This is a genomic window from Thermoanaerobacterales bacterium (assembly GCA_030019475.1).
In the GTDB taxonomy this organism is placed as follows: Bacteria; Bacillota; Desulfotomaculia; order Desulfotomaculales; family JASEER01; genus JASEER01.
In genome coordinates, this window is record JASEER010000041.1 from 1 (window position 1) to 20293 (window position 20293).

The following is a 20293-nucleotide window of genomic DNA, read 5'->3' on the forward strand; positions in this document are numbered from 1 at the left end:
CCCCTTTGGTGAAAAACTCATCCTCCGTGGTTTCGCGCGCCGTCGTGTGGTGGGCCAGGAAGACAATCTCCACATTCGCGTATTTCGTCCGCAGGAAGCGAACCATCCAGAAGAAGAAAGTCCGGGTAATGTATTTCTCGAAGGGCCCCATCGAACCCGAGGTATCCATCATCGCCAGCACCACGGCGCTTGTCTCCGGCCGCCGGATCACCTCCCAGGTCTTAAAACGCAGGTCGTCCGGCGTAATCCGGGGCGGGCCTTTCTCTCCCCGTAACGCCCGGCGCTTGATGGCCTCCAGCAGGGTACGGCGGCGGTCGAGGTTCGCCCCAACGCCCTTTTTGCGCACATCGCGGAAGGCCAGGCCGTCGACCACCAGGCGCGGCCGCTTGCGCTCGTCCAGGCGGGGCAACTCGAGTTCGGCAAACAACATCTCCGAAATTTCCTCGATGGTCACCTCGGCCTCGTAAAAGTCCACCCCGGGTTCACTCCCGGCGCCCGCAGCCCGTCCCGGGCCGGGGCGATTGCCGCCGGTGCCGACAAGGTCGCCCACCGCGGTCTTTCCCCGGCCCTGGCCGATATGCTTGCGCTTGCCGTCGTCGTAGCGGAAACGGTATTCCTCGATGGAGCGGATCGGAACCTTCAGCACCTTGTGCCCATCGGAGAGGATGATGCTCTCCTCGCTGATGATGTCGGCGAGATTGTTCCTGATCGCTTCCCGTACCTTTTCACGGTGGCGGAGCTGGTCGATGTGTCCCTTGCGGTGCAGGGACCAGTCCTCGCGGCTGAGTGTAAAGTCGGCCATAATGCATCCCCCCGGTCGGAGATCCCATTGAATTGGGATCCACTCTCATAGGGGATCAGGGGTTTCTCCCCTGCGCTCCGTAAGTCGCCCGGGTAGCACCCCCCGGTCCCAGCAGGTATACTCTCAAAAGATCAGCGGTTCAGCAGGCTGCCCACGTACTTCAGCAACTCGTTGGCGCAGACCGGGCAGTAGCCGTAATCGGCGATCAGCCGGGCGCTGACCTCGTTGATACGCTTCAGCTGTTCGGCGTCCGGGGTCTTGGTGGAGGTCGTGATTTTTACGACGTCCTTCAGGTCGGCAAACAGCTTGTTCTCAATGGCCTCCCGCAGCCGCTCGTGGCAGGTGTAATCAAAGCGCCGCCCTTTACGCGCGTAGCTGGAGATACGGATCAGGATCTCCTCGCGGAAGGCCTTCTTGTTGTTCTCCGAGATCCCGATCTGCTCCTCGATGGCGCGCATCAGTTTCTCGTCCGGGTCCACCTCCTCGTCGGTGATCGGGTCGCGGAGCTTGACGCCGTTGCAGTAGGCCTCGACATTGTCCAGATAGTTGTTGAACAGGATCCTGGCCGACTCCTCGTAGGAATAGACGAAGGCTTTCTGGACCTCTTTCTTGGCCAGTTCGTCGTATTCCCGGCGGGCGGCGGCAATGAAGCTCAGGAGCCGTTCCCGCTCCTCGCCGGTAATCGAGGGGTGCTGGTCAAGGCCGTCCTTCAGGGCGCGCAGGACATCCAGGGCGTTGATGCATTGCGGCTGGCCCCGTATAAGGGCCGAGGAGAGGCGGTTCACGACATACCGCGGATCTACGCCGGTCATGCCTTCGTCCGGGTTCTCGGCGCGCAGCTCGGTAACATCGGCCTGTTTGAAGCCGTCGACGTCCTCCCCGTCGTAGAGCTTCATTTTCTTGAGGAGGTCCATCCCCTGCTTCTTCGAATCCTTCAGGCGGGAAAGGACCGAGAAGACCGCGGCCACCCGCAGGGCGTGAGGAGCCAGGTGTATGTTCCGGATATCGCTCTGGCGGATAAGCTTTTCGTAAATCTTAATCTCGTCCGTGACCCGCAGGTTGTACGGGACCTTGATCACCAGTATGCGGGAAATGAGGGCCTCGTTCTTCTTATTGCTGATAAAGGCCCGGTACTCGGCCTCGTTCGTATGGGCGACGATGATTTCGTCGGCGTAGATGAGCGCGAAGCGCCCGGCCTTGAAGTTCCCCTCCTGGGACAGGCTGAGGAGATTCCAGAGGAACTTCTCGTCGCACTTGAGCATCTCCTGGAATTCCATGATTCCGCGGTTGGCGATGTTCAACTCGCCATCGAAACGGTAGGCGCGGGGGTCCGATTCGGCGCCGTACTCTGTGATCGTCGAAAAATCAACGCTCCCCGTGAGTTCGGCAATGTCCTGTGACTTCGGGTCGGACGGCGAGAAGGTACCGATCCCCAGGCGCCGCTCCTCGGAAAGCAGGATGCGCTCCACCGGCACGTCCTCGATGTTCCCCCCGTAAACCGTTTCCAGGTTCAGGCGGCAGACCGGGCAGAGTTCGCCCTCAATCTGCACGCCGTACTCGCGGGCGAAGTCCTCCCGCAGTTCGCGGGGAATCAGGTGCAGGGGCTCCTCGTGCATCGGGCAGCCCTTGATGGCGTAGACCGCCCCCTCGTCGGTGCGGCTGTAAGCCTCCAGGCCCCGCTTGAGTAACGTGACCAGGGTCGACTTCCCGCCGCTCACCGGACCCATCAGCAAAAGGATGCGCTTGCGCACGTCCAGCCGGCGGGCCGCGGGGTGGATATACTCCTCGACCAGCTTTTCAAGCGTCCGGTCCAGCCCGAACAGCTCCCGGCTGAAGAAACGGTAGCGCTTGACACCGCCGGCGTTCTCGATTCCGGCGGCCACGATCATGTTGTAAACCCGGGCGTGCGCAAGCCGGCATATGGCTGGGTTGGCGCGCACCAGTTCCAAGTACTCGGCGAACGACCCCTCCCAGGCCAGCCTTTTTTCCGCGGCGCGGTATTCCTCCAACTGCTGCAGGAAGTTCAAGGCAAGCCACCTCCCATCCCGCCCGGCCCCGGGCCGGTATCTTTAAAATCTATATGCCGGAGGAAAGGTGAAAAGAAGAAGGCCCCCGGGGAAGCACAGCGCTCCCTCCGGGGGCCCGGCGGACGAGATCCCGGGATGCCGGCGGTCATGGAGGCGACGGCCCTGCTTTCAGCCGATTTTCCATTGCAGCCCGGCACTCGGCAATGAGTTTCTCAAAGATGCTCCGTACTGGAAGGATATCCCTGATGCGGTGGACGTTCTGGCCACAGAACACGACCCCGTCCGTGACATTGCCCGTCCGGCTGTTTTCCAGCGCCTGCATAATGCAGTATTCTTTGGAGCAGACCTTCAGGCATTTCCGGCACTCCGAGGGAACGGGCGCGTTATGCGCCAGGATCTTCTCCACAAACGCGTTGCGTATCGCCCGTCCCGGCATCCCCACCGGGCTCTTGATCAATACCACGTCTTCAGCCGTCGCCCTGAGGTATTGTTGTTTAAAAGCGCCAGACACTGTACATTCCTCGCTTAACACAAACCGGGTCGCCATTTGCACCCCGTCCGCCCCAAGGAGGAAGGCCTCGGCAATATCGTTGCCGTCGACGATCCCGCCGGCCGCGATGACCGGGATGTTGACGGCCTGCTTAATCTCCGGGACGATCTCCTTCACCGAACGGTCCGTCCCCAAATGGCCGCCCGCCTCGCGGCCCTCGGCCACCACCGCCGACGCGCCGCTCTTCTCGGCCATCCGGGCCAGCCGGGCCGACGATACGATGGAGACGACCGGAACCCCGGCATCCCGTCCCCAGCCGAAAACGTCCCGGCTGAAACCGGCCCCCGTGAAGATGACGTCGATCTTCTCCTCAATGGCCGCGCGGATCAGGGTGGCGAACTCCCGCACCGCAAACATTACGTTGACCCCAATGATCCCCGGTGACAGCTTTCTGGCTTTCCGAATTTCGCCCCGCAGTTCACCTTCGGACATTCCCGTGCCCCCGATGACACCGATCCCCCCCGCGGCGGCCACCGCCGCCACCAACGGCGCCGTTGAAACGCGGAGGGCCATGCCCCCCTGGATGATCGGATAGCGGGGCGCCAGGTGCCCTATCCTCAACTTCGGTAACAAGTTATTACCCCCGCCTTTCGGGCAAAGTGCCTAGTTATTTTCTCCCGCAATAAACACCTTTCCTGCTTTGCGTGTCGAATCTCCTGCTCTCCGGTCCAACAATAAAAGGCCGCCCTACAAGACGGCCGTTGAATGAAAGCGGATACTGCGGCGGCCAGCCGGGCGACGCCCCGCAAATCCGCCGGGATCCCGGTTGATGAACCGCCCAACAGTCTACTGGATGGGCACCACGATGTAACCCCGGTCATCCTCCAACACGGCGGGTAGTTCCTCATCATCCACGAACCGGTAACAAACTTCGTCTCCCTCGTACCAGGTAACCAGGTACTCCATCGGGCCTGCGCCTCCCCGGTCCGGTGTATGCCGGTATACAATATCCCTTGTTCACATCGTAACAGACCGGGGTCCGGACGGCAAGACGGTTGATGATAAAGATCATTAGTTTCTTCCTTGCCTGATGCCCAGGCGTGCCAGCATCACGGCGTTGGCCTGTTCCTCCAGGGTATCGTCCAGGAACGCCGGGGAGTCGTCCAGGCCGCGTCGCGCTAGGGCAAGGCACAGCAGGTGGTCGGTCAAGGCCGGGTTCTTCGGTAGCAACGGGCCGTGCAGGTAGGAGCAGAAGACGTTTCGGTAGCGCGCCCCTTCCGTGCCGTCGCGGCCGTTGTTGCCGCAGCCGGCGAGCACGCGTCCCAGGGAGGCGACCCCCGTCCCGAGGAAGGTCCGGCCGGCGTGGTTCTCGAACCCCGTGGCCCGGATAACCCTGCCGCCGAGGGTGATCTCCACGGCCACGTTGCCGATGAGGCGCTTGCCCCCCGCCTGGGTGTAAAGGTCGAGCAGGCCTAGGCCCGGAATCTCCCGCCCGTCCAGGGTACGGTAGTAACGGCCGAGAAGCTGGTAACCGCCGCAGATGGCCAGGACGACCAGGCCGTCCTCGATGGCCGCCCGCAGGTTCTCGCGCCGGGCGGCGAGGTCGGCGGCCATGAGGTCCTGCTCCCTGTCCGAGCCCCCCCCAAGGAACAGAAAATCCAGTTCCCTGAAATCGACGTCCTCCCCAAGGTTGATCTCCCGCACCCGCACAGGGATGCCGCGCCAGCGGCATCGCCGGGTGAAGGCGATGATGTTGCCCCGGTCCCCGTAGAGGTTCAAAAGGTCAGGGTACAGATGACCGACGGTCAACATGCCCGGTCAACCCCTCCTCTTCCCCGGCCCCGCCCAGCAGCCGTTCCAGTTCCGCTTCCACCGGCCACAGAGCGGTGTAAGTGGCCAGGAAGTAAACGGCTTCCCCTTCCCCGGCCAGGGTTTCCCGCACGGCGGCCGGGAAGCCCGGCCGCACGATAAGCCGTTCTTCGGGCAGGCCCGCGTACTTCAGGCGGACCGCCATCTCGGCCGCCCGCTGTCCGCAGCAAACGAACCGCAGGAGGCCCGGGGCTTCCTCCAGGGCCTCAAAGTCCACGTCCCACAGCCAGGAGATGTCCCGGCCGTCGGCGGCGTTGTCGTTGATGGCCAGGCAGATATCCCGTGTCCCGCCGGCTTGTAGGACCAGGGCCAGGCTCTCGTTGAAGCCCGCCGGGTTCTTGACCAGGTTAAGGTAGACCGCCCGCCCGCGGTCGGTGAAGCGTTGCAGGCGTCCGGTCGCCGGCTCGTACAGGGCCAGGGCGGCCAGGCTGCGAGCCGTTTCGATCCCAAGGAGCGAGGCGGCGGTCAACGCCGCCAGGGCGTTGTGGATGTTGTAAAAGCCCCGGGTGGGCAGGCGCAGCGGAATACGCCGCCCCTGAAGATGGACGGTGCCGGCCAGGCCGGGGCCGTCCTGGCAGACCCCGTGGGCCTCAACCGCAGGCTTCGGGCGGGCAAAACCGCAGCCCGGACAGGCATAAAAGCCTAACTGGCTGTAGTGGTAGAGGCTGTACCGGAGCGCCGTGCCGCAAAACGGACAAAAGCGCGCCTCCCGGGCAGCCGCGCCCAGCGCGGTGTGCCCATGTGCCGCCAGGCCGTAGTACCATACCGGATAGTCAAGCCGCCCCAGTTGGGCCACCAGCGGGTCGTCGGCGTTGAGCACCAACTGGGCCGCCGGAAGTCCTGTGATGGATTCACGGATAAGGGTGATTGTCCGGTCCAGTTCCCCGTACCTGTCAAGCTGGTCGCGGAAGAAGTTGGTCACCACCACCATGCGGGGCTGCGCCTCGGCCGCCACCCGGGGAAAGCTGGCCTCGTCCACCTCCAGGACGGCGTAATCGTATGGCCGCGGGCCCGCCAGTCCGGAGGCGCGCACAAAGGCCGCCGTCACGCCGGGGCGCATGTTGGCCCCTTCACGGTTGCATACCACCCGGTGGCCGGCGGCGGACAGGATGCGGGCCAGCATGTTGTTGGTCGTCGTCTTGCCGTTGGTCCCGGTGACCAGGACCACTCCCCTTGCGGCCCGCGATGCGAACTCGCGGAGGGCAGCGGGGTTAAGGCGCAGGGCGACCACCCCGGGCAGCGACGAACCGCGGCGCCCGAGAACCTGGCTCAGATAACCCGCGGCCATGCCGCCGCCGATGGCCAGGCAATGACGGAAACTCAAGGCGGATGGGAGCCTCCTCCTCTGGTCTAGTCATTACTCTAGCGCCGCGCCGGGAAAAAGACAAGCCGTGGGCAGGCGAGATACACCACGGCGTACCACACACAGTATTGAGGACCCTTTAAGGACGGGTTCCCGGGCGGAAGGCTTCGTCGGACGTGGCGGAGCGTACCGGCCTGATATGAGAGACAGACGGAGGACGGCGCCTGCTAAGCCAGGTAAGGAACGTTGCAAGCAGCGGGCTTTAAAACTCGGGCGGGAGGGCTTTGATCTGCGCCATGGTGAAAACCGGCCCCTCCAGACAAACGAAGGTGGAGCCGATGTTGCACCGGCCGCACTTGCCGATGCCGCACTTCATCCGCAACTCCAGGGTGGAGTAGACCTGGTCGTCGGCGAAGCCCAGCTTGTCCAGGGCCTGCAGCGTGAATTTGATCATGACCGGCGGCCCGCACACCAGGGCCACCCGGCTCTCCCCGCTGGGGGCGACCTCCTCGACGTAGGCCGGGACGAAGCCGACGTGGCCGGACCACTGTTCCTCGGCGACGTCGATGGTCGTGTAGACCGTCGTGCCCTCCGCCTGCGGCCAGTTTTCGAAGAGGTCCCGCTTGAAGCAGAGGTCGCCGGAGGATCGTGCGCCATAGATGATGTCCACGTGCCCGTAGTCGCCGCGGTGCGCCGGGTCGAGCACGAAATCGATCAGGGACCTGAGCGGCGCCAGCGCGAACCCGCCGCCGATGAAGAGGAGGTCCTTGCCGCGCATCTTCCCGTAGGGGAAGTGGTTGCCGTACGGCCCTCTGAGCCCGATGGACGCCCCGGGAGCAAGCTGGTGCAAGGCGCTCGTCACATGTCCCATGCGCTTGACGGAGAATTCCAGGTAGCCCTTGCGCGTCGGGGCGGAGCTGATGGAGAACATGGCCTCGCCCACGCCGAAGGCCGAGAGCATGGCCAACTGGCCCGGCTCATGGTGCCAGGCGGCCTGGGCCTCCGGGTCGTCAAGGGTGACGCGGAAGGTGTTCACGTCCGGGGTCTCGGGGATAATCTTCTGGATGGTGGCCGGCATGGGCAGCAGCGGATTGTCGGGATGTCCCATTTCCTTAGCGCACCTCCTTGACGTCGGTGATAACCCGGCGGATGTCCAAGTTCACCGGGCACTTGGCGACACAGCGGCCGCAGCCGACGCAGCCGTCGAGGCCGTAGCGGTCGCGGTGGTAACGTAGCTTATGCATAAACCGGTTGCGCACCCGTTCCTTCTTCCCCGGCCGGGGGTTGTGGCCGCTGGTGTGCAGCGTGAACTCCGTAAACATGCAGGAGTCCCAGCAGCGCAGCCGTTTCCCGGTACCGGGCGCGCCCGGCTCGTCCACGATATCGAAGCAGTGGCAGGTCGGGCAGAGGAAGGTGCAGATCCCGCAGCCCAGGCACTTGCGGGCCAGCGCCTCCCAGTAGGGATGGCTGAACATCCCGCCCAGCTTCTCATAGACTCCGCCCGGATCGACCCGCGAGGCCAGTTCGGCGCCCAGCCGCGCGGCCAGGGCTTCCTTCCCTTTGCGGGCCTCTTCGAGGCCGTCCTCACGGAAGAGGGCGGCGTATTCCTCGGCCAGGGCCCGTCCTTTGTCGCTCAGAACCTCGGCATAATAGCCGTCCCCGACGGCGGTCAGCAGAAGGTCGGCGCCCATGCCGTCGGTGGGCCCGCCGCCGAACGCGGCACAGAAGCATTCAGGCCTCACCTGCGTACAGGAAAGGGCGACGATGGTGGTAGCCTCCCGCTTTTGTCGCCAGTAGGCGTCGCCGAAGCGGCCCTCAAAGACGGGATCCAGGGCCAGCACGCCCCGGACATCGCAGGGCCGTACGCCGAAGAGGACGGCGGGGGCCGGTGGCAGCGGCGGTGTTACGACCGCCCGCCCGGAGGTCCGGTCGTAACGGTACAACTCCTCCGTCTGGGGCAGGAAGTGCTCCTTCGGGGGGACGGTAGCCAGGCCGAAGTCCAGGCTGACCTCTTCCGCGGACCCCACCCGCCGGTAGGTCACGATGCCTTCCTCAGCCACGGGCGCCACCAGTAGGCCCTTTTCGGCCGAAGCCTGAAGAAGCCGGGTCAGTTCAGCGGCCCCAATAACCTTCTCAGCCACGGGTCTTGCTAGAACCTCCACTCTTAAAGTCACCTTATGACTAACCAACGCGCTACATGAATTCCTCACGGTCGTTTTCGGCGAAAGTCACCATCGGCAGCACGGCGTCCGGCGCCTTCCCCGGGGTCGGAGCGGCGAAGAGTTCCCGCGCGTCCTTGAGCACCTTCCGGTAGAGCTTTCGCAGCGGTATATTCACGGGGCACACCCGCTCGCACTCGCCGCAGTCGATGCATCGCCCCGCGACGTCGAACATGCGGATCAGGTGGAAGGTGTAGTTCTCACTCAGTGTTGTGGCCTTGGATATCCAGCGCGCGTCCTGCTGCCAGCCCGGAACCGCCTGTTCAAAGGCGCATTCCTTGCAATTGCAGGCCGGGCATATGTTCCGGCAGGCATAGCAGCGCAGGCAGCGGGTGAAGTACCGGTCCCAGAAGGCGCTCTTCGCCGCCGGGTCCAGGGCCTCGAGCGCGGCCACGTCGCCGAAACGGTCTATGCCGGGCAGCGCGGGAGACGCCACCGCCGGTCCGAGCAGGCGGTCGGCCCCTTCCGGGACGTTTTGTTCGCACTCCAGGCAGCGCGGCTCCAGGAATTCAGCCTTCGGGAAAGCCTTCTCCCCATCCAGGTCCGTCCGCACCAGGTACGTATCCCCCCGGTCGGCAACCTCGAGCAGCTTCGCCCCGGGGGTGAAACGGGGCAGCACCTTCGCGCGGTCCAGTATGCCGGCGCACGGCAGCCCCAGGACGACGACCCTCTCCCGCGGGAACTGCCGGTCCTGGACCAGGCGGTTGACCGCCCGCATGTCACAGCCCCTCGCGGCCACGGCCAGCTTCTCCGTGCCGTACCGGTAGTCCAGAAGGTACTTCACCAGCCCGTTGGCGCAGAAGGGGCCCCACGTCAGCCGCGACGCCTCGTCCGGCGCGGCGGCGAAGAAAGGCGTGGTGCGCGCAATGTCGCTGCCGGGCTCCCAGCCGATGACCAGGGCGACCTCTTTCTTCTCCAGCAGGTCCGCCGCTTGGCGGCGCAGGTTTTGCAGCGTTTCTTTCATACCGTCTCCCATCCCAGATCACTATCGGTGGCCCGAGCTTCCCGTGCGGCGACGGGAAGGCTACTCCGTCTCCCGCATCTTGTGGTTCGGCCCCAGGGCGGTGATGCGCTCGCTTACCTCGCGCATCGTATCAACAAGCTTCCCGCCCTCGGACCCCGAGATCCAGCGCACCGTCAATCGCCCGGGCTCGAAACCGACGTACTCCATCAGCCGCTTGAACAGCTGGAAGCGGCGCCGGGTGAAGTAGTTGCCACTAACATAGTGGCAGTCGCCCGGGTGTCACCCCGAGACCAGGACGCCGTCCGCCCCCTTCTTAAAGGCGCGCAGGACAAAGTGCGGATGCACCCGGCTGGAGCAGGGCACCCGGATGATCCGGACGTTGGGGGGGTAGGCCATGCGGCTCACGCCGGCCAGGTCGGCCCCGGCGTAGCTGCACCAGTTGCAGAAGAACCCTATGATCTTCGGGTCGAAGCCCGCGGGCCGGCTCTTCTCCTCTACAGACAAAGTGCATCCACCTCCGCCAGCAGCTGTTCGTTGGTGAAGCCCCGGACCTCGATCGCCCCGGCGCGGCAGGCCACGTTACAGGCGCCGCAGCCCTGGCAGAGGCCCGGGTTGACGGCGGCCACGGTACGCTCCCGCGGGGGCTGGCCCGGCAGCCGCTCGGTGATCGTCTTCGGCTCGATGGCCTTGTACGGACAGACCGGCATGCAGAGCAGGCAGCCCGTGCACAGGGTTTCGTTCACCGCCGAGAGCATCGGGTTGGCGGCCAGCTCTTCGCGGTTCAGGAGGCCGATGACCTTCGCCGCCGCGCCGCCGGCCTGGGCGACGGTGTCCGGGATATCCTTCGGCCCCTGGCAGGCCCCGGCCAGGAAGACCCCGCCGGTATGGGTCTCCACCGGCCTGAGCTTCGGGTGTGCCTCCTGGAAGAAGCCGTCCTTATCGGACGCGGCGCCGGTCAGGTGGGAGACCTCGCGGTATCCCGCCGCCGGGACGACGGCCGTGGCCAGGACCACCATGTCGGCCTCGACCTCCACCGGCCGCCCGAGCAGGGTGTCGGCGCCGCGGACGACAAGTTTGTCTCCCATCCGGTAGATCTTCGAGACCCGGCCGCGGACGTAAGTTGCGCCCTCCGCCTGGGTGCGCTGGTAGAACTCTTCGTAGCCCTTGCCCGCCGTGCGCACGTCCATGTAAAAGATGTAGACCTGCGCCCCCGGGACCTTCTCCAGGACCTGGTGGGCGTGCTTGGCGGTGTACATGCAACAGATCCGGGAACAGTACTCCTTACCCTTGGCCGCATCACGCGAGCCGACGCACTTGACGAAGACGACGGTCTTCGGCTCCTTCCCGTCCGAGGGGCGCAGGATCTTTCCCCCGGTCGGCCCCGCCGCGTTGACCAGCCGTTCGAACTGCAGCCCGGTAATCACGTCCGGGTACTTCCCGTAGCCGTACTCCCCGTAGGCCTCCTGCCAGCGGAAGAGGTCGTAGCCGGTGGCCACCACGATGCTCCCGACCTCTTCGGTGACCAGGCTCTCCTTTTCTTCGTAGTCTATGGCCCCCACCGGGCAGACCTTGGCGCAGACGCCGCACCGCCCGCGGGTGAATTGCCGGCAGTTGGCGGCATCGATCACCGGCTTGTTGGGCACGGCCTGGGGGAAGGGGATGTAGATCGCCTTTCGCGTTCCCATGCCCAGGTCGTACTCGCTCGGGACCTTCGTGGGGCACTTCTCCCAGCAGGTCCCGCAACCGGTGCACTTCGCGTGGTCCACGCGCCGCGCCTTCTGACGGATGGTGACGGTGAAGTTGCCTATGTAGCCGCTGACCGCCGACACCTCGGCGTAGGTATAGAGCTTGATCTTCGGGTGCGATGCCACGGCGACCATCTTCGGCGTGCTGATACAGGCCGAGCAGTCCAGCGTCGGGAAGGTCTTGTCCAGGCGGGTCATGTTCCCCCCAAGGCTCGGTTCCCGTTCCACCAGGATGACTTCATGTCCGGCGTCGGCCACGTCAAGGGCGACCTGCATCCCGGCGATCCCGCCGCCGATCACCAGGCAGCGGCGGGTGACCGGCAGCGTTGAAACGGACAACGGGCCGGCCAGGGCGACCTTGGCCACCGCCCGGCGTATCAGGTCCTCGGCCTTAACCTGGGCGCGGCCCGGCTCCTTGCTGTGCACCCAGGCGCAGTGCTCCCGCAGGTTGGCCATCTCCAGCACGAACGGGTTAAGGCCGGCCCGTTCCAGGGTTTTGCGAAAGGTCTCTTCGTGCAGCCGGGGCGAGCAGGACGCCACCACCACCCGGTCCAGGCGGTGTTCCCGTACCGCCTCGACGATCATGTTCTGGCCCGGCTCGGAGCACATGTACTTGTAATCCACGGCGTGGACCACGTTCGGTATGCGGGCCGCCGCCGCAGCCAGGCCCGGGCAGTCCAGCACGGCGCCGATGTTCGAGCCGCACCAGCAGACGAAAACCCCGATTCGTGGCATTGACCAGTCCAACTCCTCTATCTTCCAAGGGCCCGCAATACCGGCCCGGTTTCAACGAAATGCGTGTTAAGGCCCAGTTCCTTCGGCGCCAGCCCCAGGGCCAGGCCGATAACCTGGGTGAAATAGACCACCGGCAGGGCAAAATTCTCCCCGAAGGCGCGGTTCACGTGTCCCTGCCGCGTGTCCAGGTTGCTCTGGCACAGGGGGCAGGCCACCGCCAGGCAATGCGCACCGGCGGCCCGCGCCACCCGCAGGATGTCGTGCGTCAGTTTAAGGACGACGGCCTCGTTGGACAGGGCGAGCGAGGCCCCGCAGCACTCGGTCTTGTAGCCCCAGTCCACCGGAGTCGCGCCGCAGGCCGCCAGCAGGTCGTCCATGGTGTGCGGCTGCTCCGGGTCGTCGAAGCCGGTGACCGCCGGCGGACGCACCAGCAGGCAGCCGTAGTAACAGGCCACCGAGAGGCCTTCCAGCGGGTGTTTCATAGCGGCGTCAATCCGCTCTTTCAGGGCCGTACCGGAAAAGATCTCCAGCAGCGAGCGCACCCTGCCGGGATTGGCGCTCTCTGCGAAAGGCTCGCCCGCGGCCCTGGCCACCTCGGCCCTCAGCCCGGGATCCGCCGCCAGGGCCAACTCGGCGACGCGCAGACGCTGGTAACAGGCCGCGCACGGCACGGCCAGATCCAATCCGGTCGCCTGTGAAAGGGTCAGGTTGCGCGCCGGCAGGGCGACCGACAGGAAACGGTCGCTGGCGTGGGCCGAGGTCGCCCCGCAGCATGTCCAGTCGGTCAGTTCCTCCAGTTCGATCCCCAGGGCGGCGCAGACCGCCCGCGTAGACCGGTCGTACTCCTTAGCGGTGGCGTGGAGGGAACAGCCCGGGTAATAAGCGAACTTCATTGGTGTCATCCCCCCGCCTCCTCCCGGCGCGAGGCGGCGAACAGCCGGGCCACCGCGCCGCGGCCGGCGCGGGTGGGTGCCAGCTTCAGCTTTCCTCGTGCCAGGAACTTGATTCCCAGGTCGATATCCTTCAACGGCCGGCCGCCCTTAAGGTTGAGCAGGGCGGCCAGGGAAGCCTCGTGCGCCCGTCCGAAGCGGCGGACCGAATCGAGGAAGGTCCTGTTGAAGAGGGCCACCTCCCGGCCGGCGGCGGTACGTCCCTCTTCCCGGGCCGCGATGCGCAGGCAGTCCATCACCCTCGCCAGGTCGATCCCGCAAGGGCAACGGGTCGTGCAGGTGGAGCAGGTCGAGCAGAGCCAGATCATCCGGTTGCCGAGGGCATCCTCCTTCATCCCCAACTGCAGGAAACGCATCACCTGGTGGGGCATAACGTCGCCCGCAAAGGCCACCGGACAGCCGGCCGTGCATTTCCCGCACTGGTAACAGCGGCGAACGTCCTGTTCACTTTCGGCCGCGATGATACGGGCGAAGGCCGCCCCATCGGCGGCCCTTTGGCTGAGATTTACGGGCCTGTCCAATCTCCTCGTCTCTCCCCAAAAGCGGAAATGGCTTCTACCCCAAAACAACATCGGGCCGCTCCCCATAAAAAAGAGGCCCGAATACTACTTTATTCGTGCCCCTTCTCCAAATTCCTTTGCCCCGGGCATCAAAAAGTGAAACCCGGAACATCCGCCGTTTCCTACCGGTAGAACCGCAACAGGATGGTTCTCAAGAAGCCCGGCAGCCGAATAAAGTAGACACGCAAGACGAACCCCTCCTCACCCGGTTTACCCTATTCTATTGGGGATGCCATCCCGGTGTGCCTTTCCCTCTCCACTCCCGCCAGCCACCGGGCCGCCTTTTCACAGGCGCTCTCGAGGGGTTCAACTTCCCACCGGGCAACGGGCAAAGAACGGAGGAATTTTTCCCCATACCGTTTTTCGATCACCCGGCGGTCGAGGACCACCACCACGCCCCGGTCCCGGCGCGTACGTATGAGACGCCCGAAACCCTGCCGGAAACGGATGACGGCCTGCGGCAGGGCCAGGGAAGCAAACGGGTTCTTCCCTTCCGCCGATAGCCGCCGGGCGCGGGTTGCCGCCACGGGGTGGTTGGGCGGGGTGAAAGGCAGCTTAACGATGATCAGGCACCGCAGCGTATCCCCGGGAAGGTCCACCCCTTCCCAGAAGCTGGCCGTGCCGAAGAGAACCGTCCGGTCACCGGCTTTGAAGGCCTCGAGCAGCCGGGCGCGGCTGCCGTCAAGGCCGTGTCCCAAAAGGTCGATATCAAGGGCTTCCAGCCGTGGCTTTAGTCTTCCATATGCCTCCCGGAGCACTTTATGCGAGGTAAATAAAACAAGGGTCCCGCCGCCGGCTCCAGCGGCCAGGCGCTCCAGGCCGCCGCAGAGGGCGTCCAGGTACACGGGACCGGCGTCCGCTCCCGGGTCGGGCAGGTCGTTGACCACCAGGACCAGGGCCTGGCGGTCATAATCAAAGGGGGATGCGACACGGCGCGTCCGCACCGTGTGCCGCGGCAAGCGGTCCACGCCGACCTGCCCGGCGAAGTAGGCGAAGGAGCCTTCCACCGTAAGGGTGGCCGAGGTGAAAATGAGCGGTCTCTTCTCGGCCAGCAGGCCTTCATGGAGCAGGCGGCCGGCTTCCACCGGCGCGGCGCGCAAAGCCACCGCCTCGCCCGGGCCGCGTGCCACCCAACTCACGTAATCGGGGTCTTCGCCCAGGAAAATGAAAGCCAGGTCGTCGAGCAGTTTGCGTCCGCGGGTCTCCTGGAGGGCAAGGTGCTCGCTGGCCTCGTCGGTCAGACTGCCCCGCGTGGCGATGTTCTCCAACACCCGGTTTACGGCAGCGAGGAGGGCCCCGGCAGTATTGCTTAGCTCCTGATAGGCATCTCCAAGCCCGTCTTCGGGCCACCCCGAGCCCCCGGGAGGAAGAAGCGACTCCCGCTCCTCGGCGCTGGCCGAGGCGCCGCCGAGCATGGCAAAGAATTTCTCCGCGGCCGCTCGCGTGGCCGCCTCACTCGCGTGGACCTGTACGTCAACCGTGCCCGGCCAGGCCTCGGCCACGCGCCCCACGGCCCGACGCAGGCCGTCCAGCCAGAGATCCCAATCCTGCCGGCTTATGGCGACGCCCAGCTGTTCGGTGGCCACATCCTCCAGGTGATGGGCCTCGTCGATGATCAGAGGGCCGTATTCCGGCAGGACTCTGCTCTCGGCCTGGATTTCGGAAAGCAGCAGGGCATGGTTGACGGCAATCACCTGGGCCTCCTCGGCTTGCCGGCGGGCCCGGCGCAAGAAGCAGGAAGCCTGATAGCGGCAGGCGTTGCCCGCGCACCCCTCCCGCTCGGCCGCTATCTCCGCCCAGAAGGCCCGCTCCCCCGGCCTGAGCCCCAGTTCCCCGCGGTCTCCGGTGGCCGTCTCGGCCAACCAGACGTGCAGGCGCGCCAGGAAAAGCGCCTTTTCCGCGCCGGGAGCCGGATCCCGGCAGGCCTGCTCCCAGCGCCTCCGGCAAAGGTAATGCTGCCGCCCCTTCAGGACCGCCGCCCGGAGCGGCCGGCCCAGGGCGGCCCGCACAAGAGGTATGTCCTTGGCCAGCAGCTGTTCCTGCAGATTGACGGTATGGGTCGAGACCACTACGCGCTGCCCGCGGGTCATCGCCCACGAGGCGGCAGGCACGAGATAGGCCAGGGACTTGCCGGTACCCGTGCCGGCCTCCACCAGGAGATAAAGCTCTTCGAGCAGCGCTTCCTGTACGGCGGCGGCCATCGCCAATTGCCCTTCCCGGTATTCGTAGCCGGGTAAAATCCGGGCCAGAACGCCACCGGGCGACAGGGCCTCCAGGGGATCATCCGGCGCCGCGTTCCCGGCAAAGGCCGCCGGGCCGGGTTCCTCCCGCCCCGAGGCGGCCTCATCCCTCACGCCTGCCGCCCGCCCCGGGGCAGGCGCCCCCCCGAAAACGCGACGGGGAGCGGTCAGACAGTCTTCCACCAGCCGCGCCCATGGGGAAAGCCCCCGGCGTAGGATATCCCACAGGCGGGCCAGCAGGTTGGGCGGCGCCTCCTGCAGCCTTTCCTCCAGGGCCGTGAAAACCCGTGCGGCGGCCAGGGCGTCGGAGAGGGCACGGTGTTCATCGCACTGTTCCACCGCCAGCAACCGGCAAAGGTGGCCGAGACGGAAACTGCCCGCGGTAGGCAGCACCACCCGGGCCAGGTCAAAGGTGTCGTAGAGGGTCTCGGCACGGTAGCCCGCCAGCCGGCCGAGGAAGGCATGGTCGAAGGCAATGTTATGACCGGCCAGGGGATCGACGCCAAGGAAATCACGTACCGCGCCCCGTACCGCGGACCATGGCGGCTGCCCCGCAAGGGCGGCGTCAGTTAGCCCGGTGAGAGAGCTGATCCGCCGGGAGATGGGCCGTGAGGGCTGCACCAGGGACTGCCACGTCTCTTCCACCAAGCCGTCTTTCACGCGTACCAGGCCGACTTCGATGATCTCGTCGGTAAGGGGGTCCAGCCCGGTCGTCTCCAGGTCACAGAAAACCAGTGTTCCCCTCAAATCTGTTCGTCCTTCCGTGCGGGGTGGGGAACCGCCGGGTTGGCGGCCTTCCCGTGTTCCTGGCCCATCCGGTGCTGCATGTCCGCCACCCGCGCCGTCAATTCCTTGATGCGCAGCACCAGGCGAATCTGCCGCCCCAAACCGAGCACAAAAGCGATAACCGCCCCCGCCGCCACCGAACCAAGCACCACGAGCGAAAGGGAGATGTCCTCGAACGTCCAGAAAAGAACCCGAATGTCAACCGTCGTCGCATTTTGCAGGGCAAACCCCGCTACGGAAAGCGCGAAAAGCAGGACGACAATCAAATAAAACTGCACGCCGCAACCCTCCTTGTTTTCCATTTTTCGGCCCGGCGGCGCATAATCCTGCTCGGCATAAACAGCTCGCATGCTGGTTAGTTTACTTACAAAACCTCTTCAAACTAAAAGGAGAGAGAAGCGTGCAACGCAGCAAGAAACCGTTCAACAGACGCGCGCAAAATCTGCGCAACCAGGTCCTGGAAGCTGCGCTTTACAACCTCTACTGGGTCTGGTCCTTGGTCGCCCTGATCCTCTTCGGGAATCCCGCCGAGGCGCAGCGCATCATTCAGAACACCACGGTCCAGGTTACCGGGCAGGAACACCTGGCACGCAAGGTGGTCCTGAAGATCTTCACCGACCTGGCAACCGACCCGGAACGTCACCTGGATCTCTTCCTGCGCAGCGCCTTCGTCTACGAGATGCAGACGCCGGCCACCGACTTTTCCCTCACTAAAAAGCTGCTGCTCTGCCTGCGCCGGCAGAACCTGCTCTCGCCGGAGTACTGTCACCTCTGGGAACAACGGCTGCAAAACGTTCGATGTTGATTTGTGGTATTATGTGGTAGGAGGTTGAGTCTTTCGATGCCCGCATTCCGCGCCGCCGTCTGCCAGATGGCCGTAGACGAGAACAAGGGCGCCAACCTGGCCTGCGCCCGGGAGATGTTGCGTGAGGCCGCCGGGTCCGGGTGCCGCCTCGCCGTCCTGCCCGAGATGTTCAACTGCCCTTACGACCATGCATTCTTCGCCGCCTTCGCCGAGGAGTACCCGCAAGGCGAAACCACCTCTTTCCTGAGCACGGCCGCCAGGGACACCGGAATGACCGTCGTCGGCGGCAGCATCCCTGAGAAGGACGGGGAGCGTCTTTACAATACCTGTTACGTCTATGGCCCGGACGGCCGGCTCCTGGGACGGCACCGCAAGCTGCACCTGTTTGACGTCGAACTCGAGGGCATGACCTTCCGGGAGTCGGACACCTTCAGTCCCGGAACCGAGACCGGTGTGTTCGACACGCCCGTCGGGCGCCTCGGCGTAGCGGTGTGCTTTGACGTGCGCTTCCCCGAATTCCTGCTCACCCAAACGCTTATGGGCGCGGAGATCATCGTCGTCCCCGCCGCCTTCAATACCGTCACCGGGCCGGCACACTGGGAACTCCTGCTTCGGGCCCGCGCCGTGGACAACCAGGTCTGGGTCCTGGCCGCCTCCCCGGCCCGCCGGGAACGGGACCGTTACGTCAGCCATGGCCACTCCCTGGTAGTGGATCCCTGGGGGCGGGTGGTCGCCGACGCGGGTACCGGGGAGACAGTCCTCACAGTGACCATCGACCCGGCGTTGACGCGTGACATCAGAGCCCGCCTGCCGGTCTTAAACGCCCGCCGCCCGGGCCTGTACCGCCTTGCCTAGCGTCCGTCTTCCCGGCCGGCGTAAATTTTTCCGGTTATGAATGTATAAGAGGAGCGGTTGAGGGTCATAATGAGAACGGACCCAGTAACAACCTAACTCCTCTCCCTTTCTGCTGTACCTTTAAGGTGCAGCACCTTTTTGTCTAATTAGGCCCATCCGCAGCCGTAATTTGCTCGCTGCGCTCGCGTAATCGGGGGTTTTCGCAGCCGAAAGCCGCTGATTTCGCACTCCTCAGGAGTGCTAGCTTCTATTTCCGTACGCCAGATACCGCTCCGCATAGATCGCCGCCACAGCTCCGTCGGCCACGGCGGTTACGACCTGGCGCAGAGGCGTGGTGCGCACGTCCCCCGCGGCGAATATCCCGGGCACGGAGGTCCGCATCTGGTTATCGGTAACAATGAAGCCCCGTTCGTCCAGCTCGACAAGCCCTTCCACAATGTAGCTGTTGGGCTTCACGCCGACGTAGACGAAAATGCCGTCCACCTTCAGGGTCGTCTTTTCCTCCGTCTTAAGGTTCTTGACGACCACTTCCTCGACGCTGTTCCCGCCGCGGATTTCCGTTACCACCGAACTCCAGAGCGGCTCGATCTTCTCGTTTTCCAGGGCGCCCTTCTGGATGCCCTTCGCCGCCCGCAAGGAATCGCGGCGGTGGATAAGATAGACCTTCGCGGCGAACTTGGTCAGGAACTGGGCTTCCTCGACTGCCGCATCTCCCCCGCCGACCACGGCCACCACCTGGTCGCGGAAGAAGGCCCCGTCGCAGATGGCGCAGTAGGAGACGCCCCGCCCGCGCAGGCGGGTTTCCCCTTCAACGCCGAGGGGCCGGGGCCCGGTGCCGGTGGCCAGGATGATCGTCCGCGTCTCGACCTCGCCCGTCCTGGTCCGCAGGCGGAAGATCCCGCCGTCCCGGGTAATCTCGTGCACCTCGTTGGTTTCCATGGGCAGTCCCAGATCCCGGGCATGCTTCTCCATGCGGGACATCAGTTGGGGTCCGTCGATCCCTCCCGGGAACCCCGGGTAGTTCTCGATCTTTTCGGTGTTCAGTACGGCGCCCCCCGGCGCCCCGCGCTCCATGAGGACGGCGTCCAGACCCGATCGCATGGCATAGATCCCGGCCGCCAACCCGGCCGGACCGCCACCGATAATCACCAGATCTTTCATCAGCTATCACCTCTTGAAGTTCCGCCGCGGCGCCCCGTCGCGCCTCGCGGAAGCGGCCCCGCTCCCGCCGGCGGCGGTATACTTATTATAGCCATTAAATTAAGGCGAAGCTTTTCACCGGTCTGCCTCGAGGAGTTCGCGGCAGGCGGCCATAACCCCCAGCCGCGCGTAATGCCGTGAAAGGCCGCCCTGCAGGTACACGACGTAGGGCTCCCGCATCGGCGCATCCGCGCTAAGCTCCAGGGACGCTCCCTGGATGAAGGTCCCCGCCGCCATCACGACCCCGTCGGCGTAACCCGGCAAGGATCCGGCTTCGGGGATGACGTGGGCGTCTACCGGCGAGCCCCTCTGCAACCCGCGGCAGAAGGCCAGGATGCGTTCCGGCCGCCCCAGGCGGATGGCCTGCACGATGTCGCTCCGCGGCAAATCGTCCCATTTCGGCAGGACCGCGTAACCCAACCGTTCCAGGAGCCGGGCGGCGAAAACCGCACCTTTCAAAGCCTCGGCGACAATATGCGGGGCCAGGAACAGTCCCTGGAACAGCAACCGGTAGCCCTCCGGGGCGCAACCCACGTGCGCCCCCAGCCCCGGAGCGGTCAGGCGCTCCGCCGCCAACTCCACCAGGTCGGCCCGGCCGGCCACGTAGCCCCCGGTGGGAGCCAATCCCCCGCCGGGGTTCTTAATGAGGGACCCGGCGCAAAGGTCGGCCCCGACGGCCGGCGGCTCCCGGTCCTCCACGAACTCCCCGTAACAGTTGTCGACCAGCACGGTGATCCCCGGGT

The 20293-nt window shown here is 65.2% G+C and carries 18 protein-coding genes; 2 read left to right on the forward strand and 16 right to left on the reverse strand.

The window, feature by feature from the left end; genetic code table 11:
- From QMC81_09895 to QMC81_09960, 14 genes are all read right to left on the reverse strand, one after another.
- The coding region (locus QMC81_09895; GenBank protein ID MDI6907776.1) for a DUF444 family protein at positions 1-802 on the reverse strand (802 nt) is incomplete at its 3' end.
- Between the two features lie 131 nt (positions 803-933).
- The gene (locus QMC81_09900) at positions 934-2829 is read right to left on the reverse strand and encodes a PrkA family serine protein kinase (GenBank protein ID MDI6907777.1); all 1896 of its coding nucleotides are present in this window, start codon (positions 2827-2829) and stop codon (positions 934-936) included.
- A 145-nt stretch (positions 2830-2974) separates the two neighbouring features.
- On the reverse strand, positions 2975-3952 hold the full coding sequence (locus tag QMC81_09905; GenBank protein ID MDI6907778.1) for a nitronate monooxygenase: 978 nt from the start codon (positions 3950-3952) through the stop codon (positions 2975-2977).
- Positions 3953-4390: 438 nt separating this feature from the next.
- Positions 4391-5131: a glutamine amidotransferase gene (locus tag QMC81_09910; protein ID MDI6907779.1), complete on the reverse strand. Its 741-nt coding sequence runs from the start codon at positions 5129-5131 to the stop codon at positions 4391-4393.
- Positions 5103-6512, reverse strand: a complete 1410-nt coding sequence (locus QMC81_09915; protein ID MDI6907780.1) for a MurT ligase domain-containing protein — start codon at positions 6510-6512, stop codon at positions 5103-5105. The genes QMC81_09910 and QMC81_09915 overlap by 29 nt, the downstream gene beginning before the upstream one ends.
- 241 nt (positions 6513-6753) lie before the next feature.
- On the reverse strand, positions 6754-7599 hold the full coding sequence (locus tag QMC81_09920; GenBank protein MDI6907781.1) for an FAD/NAD(P)-binding protein: 846 nt from the start codon (positions 7597-7599) through the stop codon (positions 6754-6756).
- A 4-nt stretch (positions 7600-7603) separates the two neighbouring features.
- Positions 7604-8632, reverse strand: a complete 1029-nt coding sequence (locus QMC81_09925) for a 4Fe-4S dicluster domain-containing protein (GenBank protein MDI6907782.1) — start codon at positions 8630-8632, stop codon at positions 7604-7606.
- Between the two features lie 52 nt (positions 8633-8684).
- A complete protein-coding gene (locus QMC81_09930) occupies positions 8685-9674 on the reverse strand; it encodes a 4Fe-4S dicluster domain-containing protein (GenBank protein MDI6907783.1) in 990 nt (329 codons plus the stop codon).
- 60 nt (positions 9675-9734) lie between these two features.
- Positions 9735-10178: a hydrogenase iron-sulfur subunit gene (locus tag QMC81_09935; protein ID MDI6907784.1), complete on the reverse strand. Its 444-nt coding sequence runs from the start codon at positions 10176-10178 to the stop codon at positions 9735-9737.
- Positions 10169-12154: a CoB--CoM heterodisulfide reductase iron-sulfur subunit A family protein gene (locus tag QMC81_09940; protein MDI6907785.1), complete on the reverse strand. Its 1986-nt coding sequence runs from the start codon at positions 12152-12154 to the stop codon at positions 10169-10171. Before QMC81_09940 ends, QMC81_09935 begins: the two co-directional genes overlap by 10 nt.
- A 17-nt stretch (positions 12155-12171) precedes the next feature.
- Positions 12172-13047, reverse strand: coding sequence for a CoB--CoM heterodisulfide reductase iron-sulfur subunit B family protein (locus QMC81_09945; GenBank protein MDI6907786.1), 876 nt, complete (start codon positions 13045-13047; stop codon positions 12172-12174).
- Between the two features lie 5 nt (positions 13048-13052).
- Positions 13053-13625: a 4Fe-4S dicluster domain-containing protein gene (locus QMC81_09950; GenBank protein ID MDI6907787.1), complete on the reverse strand. Its 573-nt coding sequence runs from the start codon at positions 13623-13625 to the stop codon at positions 13053-13055.
- A 254-nt stretch (positions 13626-13879) separates the two neighbouring features.
- Complete coding sequence (locus QMC81_09955; protein MDI6907788.1) at positions 13880-16651, reverse strand: helicase C-terminal domain-containing protein; 2772 nt, start codon at positions 16649-16651, stop codon at positions 13880-13882.
- Positions 16648-16968 carry a LapA family protein gene (locus QMC81_09960; GenBank protein ID MDI6907789.1) on the reverse strand — a complete coding sequence of 107 codons (321 nt, stop codon included), beginning with the start codon at positions 16966-16968 and terminating at the stop codon, positions 16648-16650. The genes QMC81_09955 and QMC81_09960 overlap by 4 nt, the downstream gene beginning before the upstream one ends.
- A 122-nt stretch (positions 16969-17090) precedes the next feature.
- Between QMC81_09960 and QMC81_09965 the strand changes: the two genes are divergently transcribed.
- Positions 17091-17495 (forward strand): hypothetical protein, encoded by a 405-nt coding sequence (locus QMC81_09965; GenBank protein ID MDI6907790.1) that lies wholly within the window; start codon positions 17091-17093, stop codon positions 17493-17495.
- Between the two features lie 36 nt (positions 17496-17531).
- Complete coding sequence (locus QMC81_09970; GenBank protein ID MDI6907791.1) at positions 17532-18350, forward strand: carbon-nitrogen hydrolase family protein; 819 nt, start codon at positions 17532-17534, stop codon at positions 18348-18350.
- A gap of 240 nt (positions 18351-18590) precedes the next feature.
- Here QMC81_09970 and trxB read toward each other — a convergent pair whose 3' ends face one another.
- Complete coding sequence (gene trxB / locus QMC81_09975; GenBank protein MDI6907792.1) at positions 18591-19511, reverse strand: thioredoxin-disulfide reductase; 921 nt, start codon at positions 19509-19511, stop codon at positions 18591-18593.
- Between the two features lie 114 nt (positions 19512-19625).
- On the reverse strand, positions 19626-20293 hold a 668-nt coding region (locus QMC81_09980), incomplete at its 5' end, for a methionine gamma-lyase family protein (GenBank protein MDI6907793.1).